12 protein-coding genes are annotated in these 7,191 nt (G+C 44.0%); all 12 read left to right on the top strand.

The window, feature by feature from the left end:
* The coding region (locus V3S16_RS02050) for a DNA methyltransferase (RefSeq protein ID WP_413883008.1) at window positions 1-188 on the top strand (188 nt) is incomplete at its 5' end.
* Between the two features lie 447 nt (window positions 189-635).
* Entirely contained in the window at window positions 636-881 is a 246-nt protein-coding gene (locus tag V3S16_RS02045) for an antitoxin (protein ID WP_413883007.1), read from the top strand.
* The gene (gene vapC, locus V3S16_RS02040) at window positions 865-1,266 is read left to right on the top strand and encodes a type II toxin-antitoxin system tRNA(fMet)-specific endonuclease VapC (protein ID WP_413883006.1); all 402 of its coding nucleotides are present in this window, start codon (window positions 865-867) and stop codon (window positions 1,264-1,266) included. Before V3S16_RS02045 ends, vapC begins: the two co-directional genes overlap by 17 nt.
* Window positions 1,267-1,800: 534 nt before the next feature.
* The gene (locus tag V3S16_RS02035; protein ID WP_413883005.1) at window positions 1,801-2,181 is read left to right on the top strand and encodes a hypothetical protein; all 381 of its coding nucleotides are present in this window, start codon (window positions 1,801-1,803) and stop codon (window positions 2,179-2,181) included.
* Window positions 2,182-2,529: 348 nt separating this feature from the next.
* On the top strand, window positions 2,530-2,745 hold the full coding sequence (locus V3S16_RS02030) for a hypothetical protein (protein WP_413883004.1): 216 nt from the start codon (window positions 2,530-2,532) through the stop codon (window positions 2,743-2,745).
* 61 nt (window positions 2,746-2,806) lie between these two features.
* Window positions 2,807-3,355 carry a hypothetical protein gene (locus V3S16_RS02025; RefSeq protein WP_413883003.1) on the top strand — a complete coding sequence of 183 codons (549 nt, stop codon included), beginning with the start codon at window positions 2,807-2,809 and terminating at the stop codon, window positions 3,353-3,355.
* A 157-nt stretch (window positions 3,356-3,512) separates the two neighbouring features.
* Complete coding sequence (locus tag V3S16_RS02020) at window positions 3,513-3,752, top strand: DUF6364 family protein (RefSeq protein WP_413883002.1); 240 nt, start codon at window positions 3,513-3,515, stop codon at window positions 3,750-3,752.
* A gap of 2 nt (window positions 3,753-3,754) precedes the next feature.
* The gene (locus V3S16_RS02015; RefSeq protein ID WP_413883009.1) at window positions 3,755-4,174 is read left to right on the top strand and encodes a PIN domain-containing protein; all 420 of its coding nucleotides are present in this window, start codon (window positions 3,755-3,757) and stop codon (window positions 4,172-4,174) included.
* A gap of 636 nt (window positions 4,175-4,810) precedes the next feature.
* Window positions 4,811-5,092 carry a type II toxin-antitoxin system Phd/YefM family antitoxin gene (locus V3S16_RS02010; protein WP_413883001.1) on the top strand — a complete coding sequence of 94 codons (282 nt, stop codon included), beginning with the start codon at window positions 4,811-4,813 and terminating at the stop codon, window positions 5,090-5,092.
* Window positions 5,089-5,379, top strand: coding sequence for a type II toxin-antitoxin system RelE/ParE family toxin (locus tag V3S16_RS02005; RefSeq protein ID WP_413883000.1), 291 nt, complete (start codon window positions 5,089-5,091; stop codon window positions 5,377-5,379). The genes V3S16_RS02010 and V3S16_RS02005 overlap by 4 nt, the downstream gene beginning before the upstream one ends.
* A gap of 273 nt (window positions 5,380-5,652) precedes the next feature.
* The gene (locus V3S16_RS02000) at window positions 5,653-6,045 is read left to right on the top strand and encodes a hypothetical protein (RefSeq protein ID WP_413882999.1); all 393 of its coding nucleotides are present in this window, start codon (window positions 5,653-5,655) and stop codon (window positions 6,043-6,045) included.
* Window positions 6,046-6,189: 144 nt separating this feature from the next.
* Window positions 6,190-6,405 (top strand): addiction module protein, encoded by a 216-nt coding sequence (locus V3S16_RS01995; RefSeq protein ID WP_413882998.1) that lies wholly within the window; start codon window positions 6,190-6,192, stop codon window positions 6,403-6,405.
* Window positions 6,406-7,191 lie beyond the last annotated feature (786 nt).

Genomic DNA, 7,191 nt, shown 5'->3' with positions numbered 1-7,191 from the left:
CCCATCCAGCCCCGTTTCCACTTGAGTTAGCATCCCGATTGGTTAGAATGTTTTCTTTTACAAGTGATACGGTTTTAGATCCATTCAGTGGTGCCGGAACCACAATGATAGCAGCCGTAAGATATGGCAGAAATAGCATAGGGATAGACATCGATCCCGAATATTGCCGTATGGCTGCAGCTACCTAAAAAAAGAAAGCAGCAACCTTTTCATAAAGACTGAATTGATATTTGAAAAAATGATCAGTGACCACCAATCGGGCAAAATGCAAGTCTGCGAAGATCAAGCCTTATATAAAGTCAGGTCCGCTAGAAAAATAATGAATTAGGCCAACATCACTCTGCACTTGACCGAAAAACGCTGACGCGTTTTCGTCAGGTGAGTATCGCGTTAGCGGGCTATATTTAAATGGAAAGAAATGGAAATAAACTTTGAATGTAAGAAATGCGGGAGCATACCGCTACATCCTTTGCCTCCATCCCCGCAAACGGGATCTACGACAGGCTGAATCAGGGACTTGCTGAGCATTTAACGGATGTCCCACGGAACACCTGGTGCAATGATATATATCTTGACTTTTGCGACAAATGATATATATCCTTATGTATATACCACAGTTTAAGATGGAGGGAATCATGGAAACAGCCAAATTATTTATTAATGGACGGAGCCAAGCCGTCCGATTGCCTAAAGCCTTTCGGTTTGATGGCAAGGAAGTATATATCAAGAAGATTGCAGAGGGAGTGCTCTTGATTCCAAAAGATTTTTCTCTTTGGGACACTTGGGAGCAAAATCTGCTGAAGCATGACGAACCTTTTATGGTTGAACGAAATCAACCAGAACCACAAGAGAGAGCGGGATTAGATGAAATATTTGATTGATACCAATATTTGCATTTACATCATTAACAAACGGCCCGCAGCGGTTATTAAGAAGTTTAAGCAGTTTGAACTGGGTGAGATCGGCATATCAACCATTACAGTTTCTGAACTCCAATATGGAGTCGCAAAAAGTACATATCGAAAAAAAAATGAGGTTCGGCTGGAAGAATTTCTAGCACCCCTTGAAATTCTTACGTATGATCAAACGGCTGCAAGAGTTTATGGGGATATCCGTTTTCAATTAGAGAAACGTGACCGGCCCATAGGACCGCTTGATTTACTCATTGCGGCTCATGCCATAAGTCAGGACTTGGTTCTCATTACCAATAATGACAAGGAATTCAAGCGGATCAAGAAGTTGGAAATTGAAAATTGGACTAAATAGCCCTCCCAGAACCAGCAAGTGGAGTTGATGGCTTATTCGGGTGACGTAACCAAAGCTTATCACGCACCGACAACTTGCCCTTTCGCCGTATTTCCAAATCCATATAAGCCGCAATTGTATTATTTTCTTAGTGATATTAAAATGTTATAAGATTTGACCGAAAAGTGATAGACGGCCCAAAAGCCGCATATCAGGTACTATACGGCCTTTTAGCCGTATTTCCCCTTTCAATATGAATTAACCGTTGACGCTACGGCATTGTAATATTAAGATTTATTAATTTTATAGCGGCCATTTGTCGTAATTAACTACGGCTATTAGGCCGTCTACTCTATGTTAGCCCGCATTGTTCTGTAGCCAACAAGTTTGGCGATATTCGGTAATGAATACATAAAAGCGAGCCCACACGGGCAGAAAGGAGCAGCCTATGAACCTTTGAAACCGAGACTGGTTTGAGGCAAGTAACACTTTCTGTTTGTATACACAACTCACCTGAAATCACGGGTGACCCATCGGCCTAAAGGAGGCAATCTAATGAAACTCAGTAATCTATTGGTCATCAATGCCATCGTCGCGCTCGTCTACGGGATCAGCTTCGTGCTGGTACCGGCAACAGTGTTGTCACTATATGGCATGACACAAGGCACAAGCGAAGCACTCGCGGGGCAATTCTTTGGGGTGGCGCTCATCGCGATTGGTCTGCTGACCTGGTTCGCCAAAAACGTCGCAGATTCCGAGGCACAGCGGGCTATCATCCTTGCCTTGTTGATCTCCGATGTTGTTGGCATCATCGTGGCTGTACTAGGCACGCTTTCTGGCGTGATGAACGCAGTCGGCTGGTCGGCCGTCGGAATCTACCTATTGTTTGCGTTGGGCTATGCGTATTTCCAGTTTATGAAGCCAAGTGCTTCCTAAGCAACCTCCTTCGCTTAACAATCCCGGCGTTCAGCCAGTCGGGCGAAACGTAGCTCAAGAGAGGGTGTAGCGCCAAGCGAATGCTGGCTACAGCACGGCGACGGGCATCAACTCCGGCAAACATGAGCCTGCCGACGACGGGCGGGCGTCGGCAGGCTTTGTCGTTTTACGTAAGGCGTCGTACTCAGGGCGAAAGGCGGCCTAACCCCCGCTGAAGCTGACCTGGCTTCGCCAGGGTGAAATCGGCGCGCTTTGCAAGCCATCGTCTTGGTTGGCGATGGTTCTAGGGCAGAGTCGCCAGGCAGCTTAACTCATCCGTTATACATCACATTTTGAGAAGGAATAGTCATGAAAAATTCAACCAAGATGCCGACGTACCCTGAACTGATGAATCCCCTGCTTCAAGCACTTCATGAGTTAGGCGGTTCTGGGTCAATTGAGGAAATCGCTCAGAAGGTCGCACTGCTATCTGATCTTCCAGAAGAAATATTGAATCTACCTCATAATCCAGAGAAAAGCAGCCAGACAGAAATTGAGGGAATGGGGTCAAACCTTGATCATTGATTATTGTGCATTATGTTGATTTATTGCAGATAGTTATATTGATTAGATAAATGATTTATTGATGATATTAATCACAAATCAAGGTTTGCCCCCAGGCCTCAAATTGAAACCAAAAACCGGGGTACTTTTGCCCCCAGTAATCATCGCAAGCCCCGAACCACCTATCCAAGAAACCGATTTAACAGAGTATTTTTTCTCGCAAGCGCTACTCAACTCAAACGTTCGCCATAAGAAAGTAAACATAATGGGACATTATTGCAGAATATGTGGCAGCACAAAACCGAATGAGAAATTCTCGGGTAAAGGGCATCGCAATCACGTTTGTAAAGAATGTGCCAAGATGCCAAAAGAAGAAAGGGACGCCATAGAGCAGGAAGTAGAAATATTTGGGTTCCTGTCTCAATCAAATATCTCAAAGAAAAATATTTCCAGGTTAAACATCCTTGCTTCGTCTCCAAATGAACATATATCGAACCTTGCTGACATCGTAATCGAAGTCGCCAAAGTGAAGCCGCATAAAAAGCGCAGATTAAAAGTACTGGAACGAGAACGAAGAGATTTGTTACATAAACTCAGAGAGACAGGGCTTATTTACGCACACCATTTATAGGCCCCTGGCGAACAACCGGGTGGAGTGGACGGGGAGTAACGTCGGCTTTTTGCGTAAAGCTTGATTGCTTCATGAAAGTACACAGCCCGCCACTAACCCGCAGACGTTCGCAGAAAAAACTTGACTTTGACGTACACAAGCTAATATATTGTACGTCATGAATACAAAGCTTACATTACGAATGGACGAAGCCATTGTGCGAAAGGCCAAAATCGAGGCAAAACGCAGGGGTAAATCAGTATCCCGGATGGTGGCTGAATTCATCGAGGCGATTGGTTCTCGACCGGAATCAGAAATGCTTCTCCCGCCGACCACAGCATCGCTCCTAGGGATTTTGAAGGGTCACAAAGTCTCGGAGGATGGCTACAAGGAGCATCTTCGGGAGAAATATCTTTGAGAGTGATTGTTGATACCAATGTCGTGCTTGATGTTCTGCTTGAGCGGGAGCCTTTTGTAGAATCTGCCTTGGGTGTATTTTGTCTTGTCGAGGAGTCTCGCCTCGACGCTTTACTTTGTGCTACTACCATTACAACGATAGACTATCTGCTCATCCAGTCCCTTCCTGTATCCAAAGCGAGGAATGCCCTGCGCAAACTTATCAGCCTTTTTGAAATTGCCATCGTGAATAGGCTTGTGATCGAACGTGCGCTTGCAAGCAAAATTCAGGATTTCGAAGACGCGGTGTTAGACGAAGCCGGTCAAATGGCCGGTGCTGATTCTGTTATCACCAGAAATACGAAGGACTTTACCGGGTCCGCACTGAAAATCTTCGATCCCATTGAGTTCCTTGCTCATTTAAGTAGTATGGGGAATTCCTAAAGGTACTTCGTCGCCTGCTGTTTTGGTCACTGCTTATAGGCCAGATCCAGATAGGTGGTCAAATTATATTTGGGGTCTGACCACGGTAAGCTATTAATAACATATAATATTTTAAATTATTAGGCCCGAATTTTTGGCTTAGAGCTCTCTTTTTATCCCCCAAAATAGCTGTCTAAGGAGAATTTCTTCAATTGCCGCGTGCAAGACGACACTATATTCCAGGTTATATTTGGCATATTACCCATCGTTGTCATAAAAAAGAGTTTCTTTTGAAATTTGCAAAAGACCGTCGGCGGTGGATGTATTGGCTTTTCGAAGCAAAGAAAAGGTTTGGATTAACTATCTTAGATTATATGATTACCTCAAACCACATGGGAATGGGGTCAAACCTTGATCATTGATTATTGTGCATTATGTTGATTTATTGCAGATAGTTATATTGATTAGATAAATGATTTATTGATGATATTAATCACAAATCAAGGTTTGACCCCAGGCCTCTGTCTAAGCTTGTAATGTATTAGTCCCGCTGGTTATCCGCAACGTTGGCGTACCCATATCATACCAGTACTCAAGTAAACGCTTGCTTTATACCTCATTTGGTGGTACATGTAAAAATACAATAGGAGGTACGCTATGGGAAAACTTATGAATATCCTTCCGGTAAGCGATTTGAGGCGAGACGCTGCCAAGGTCCTGAAAAAATTACGGGACAACAAGGAACCCATTATCATTACGCAAAGAGGGCGGGCAGCTGCCGTCATAATCGGTGTCGAGGCGTATGAGAAATCTGAACACGATAAAGAGATCCTTCGGCTTTTGGCTAAGGGAGATAGGGAAATAGAAATAGGCGAGGGTTATGATCTAGATACTGTTCTTGCTGAAGCTGATTTAATCCTATCCCAGGATCCATCGTGAAAGTCCGCTTCACACCTTCTGCCAGAGCCCAGTTTCTGTCTGCTCTCGCATATATTCGGCGGGATAAACCTTCTGCAGCAACCAGTTTTCGAGAGCATTCCGAAACAGTCTTGCGAAGACTCGAGGACTTTCCTGAATCCGGAAGAATCATACCAGAGTTTCCAGAACTTCCCTACCGGGAGGTAATCATATCGCCATACCGGTTTTTTTATAAAATCAAAGGCGATGTCGTTTGGATAGTTGCGGTTTGGCATGGTGCACAGCTTCCAATGTTAGCGGCGCCGTGAAAATGTCATAGAAGCGGCGGTTTAAAAATGTTGTTGTTTTTGGCCCACAAAAGTGGGCCGCCGGAGCCATATGGCTTCCGGCGACCAAATCAAGGGAATGGGGTCAAACCTTGATCATTGATTATTGTGCATTATGTTGATTTATTGCAGATAGTTATGTTTATTAGACAAATGATTTATTGATGATATTAATCACAAATCAAGGTTTGACCCCAGGTCCTATGTTATGTGGCTAGGATATATTGATAAATTCAATTATTGGGGATAGTTATTATGCTTACTCCTGATCAGTTTAAGGTTAATGAAGCGTGGATAGCCGTTAGAATGAATGAAAAGTTCTTGTTTGTAAAGGATGAACCTTACGACATCTATGTGCTCGTGGATGTAGCCAGCGCATATGTATTAGGTCATGTATTATCAAAAGTAGTAGATGAATCTCCGCACGATAAGGACGTTGAAGCTCTTTTTAGAGAGGCATGGGAGGCTAAAAGGCAATGGGCAGAAAAGCTTATTGTTCCAGAAAATTCCATTGCCGAGAATGTTTTTAGAATACAGGCAGAAAAAAATGGCCTCTCAATAGAAATTGTTCCATTATCTGATTTGGAGCCAATTGTAGGACCATTAAAAGAATTATTTGCATCAGATTTTATTGGAAACGCCACATAACAACAGCTTCCAGCAGACCGCCAGGGTCCGTGCCGCTTTTGGAAGGTGTCGTTTAATTGTGAGTTTCTACACATTTTGGGAAATAATCAGCTTAAAGCTGGCGGTTGCTGAAGCTGATCGTTAGCACGGATATGGAGGAATATTATGGAAACATTAGATCAATTAGCAAAAAAGGCGATAGGACTTCGACCGATAGAACGAATTCGGTTAGTTGAGGCTATTTTATACAGCCTCGACAAGCCTGATCCGGATATCGAAAAGAGCTGGGTTGCCGAATCCGAAGCTCGATATGAGGCATATAAACGAGGAGAGATTGAGGCGTATGATTGGGATGAAATTAAAAAGGGGTATGAGGGTTGAAAGTTCGTTTTATATCTCCCGCAAATAATGAATTGGATGAAGCAGTAAGGTACTACGATCACTAGTTACCCGGTCTAGGCTTTCGATTTTTTCAGGAAGTGGCTGCAGCGGTCGACCGAATAAGGTTTATGCCAGAGGCGTGGACGAAAATTGGCGAGCGAACAAGACGTTGCATCCTAAAGGGTTTTCCTTATGCTCTTCTATATATAATAGAACCAGCAGAAATTCTCATCACTGCGGTGGCGAATCTGCATAGAGATCCAGAACATTACAAAGATAGAATCAGATAAATTTGCTAACAATAGCTAGGAGTCAGACGCCTAATACCGTGCGGTTTTGGAGAGCAATCAGTGACTTCCGGGACTTCTGGGACATCCCCTCAAAATATAAGATTCTCTGATAGATTAGGGCGTCCCGCAGACTCCAGCAACCAGTATCCAGCATCCAGCATCCAGTACCGCATCAAGGCTCCTCGGGCCGCTCCTCAAGTCCCCGGATGCTTTCGCGGGGCGCTCCTCAAGTCCATCTTTTGACGCTCCTCAAGCCCTCCCTTGATGGGCGCTCCTCCACCAGTGCCACATGCGCTACGTCATACTAAGCATTGATTTTTTCGTTTATGGTCAGGCAATAAAATCGTGTTACGTTTTTATTCCAATAGCGGCAAAATGATTTTACGGCAAAGAGCAAAAAGCATAGTGAATAGTTAAATTGTATGATCGTCTCGGACTTTCCCGCGTGGCAGTTAGAAGAAGAAACTTATAATTTAAGGGGCATCCCGGAAGTCCA

Origin of the sequence: Candidatus Desulfatibia sp. (assembly GCF_036446775.1) — a bacterium.
Taxonomy (GTDB): domain Bacteria; phylum Desulfobacterota; class Desulfobacteria; order Desulfobacterales; family UBA11574; genus Desulfatibia_A.
The sequence above is the reverse complement of the archived record's forward strand: the minus strand, read 5'-3'. Positions and strand labels throughout refer to the sequence as shown.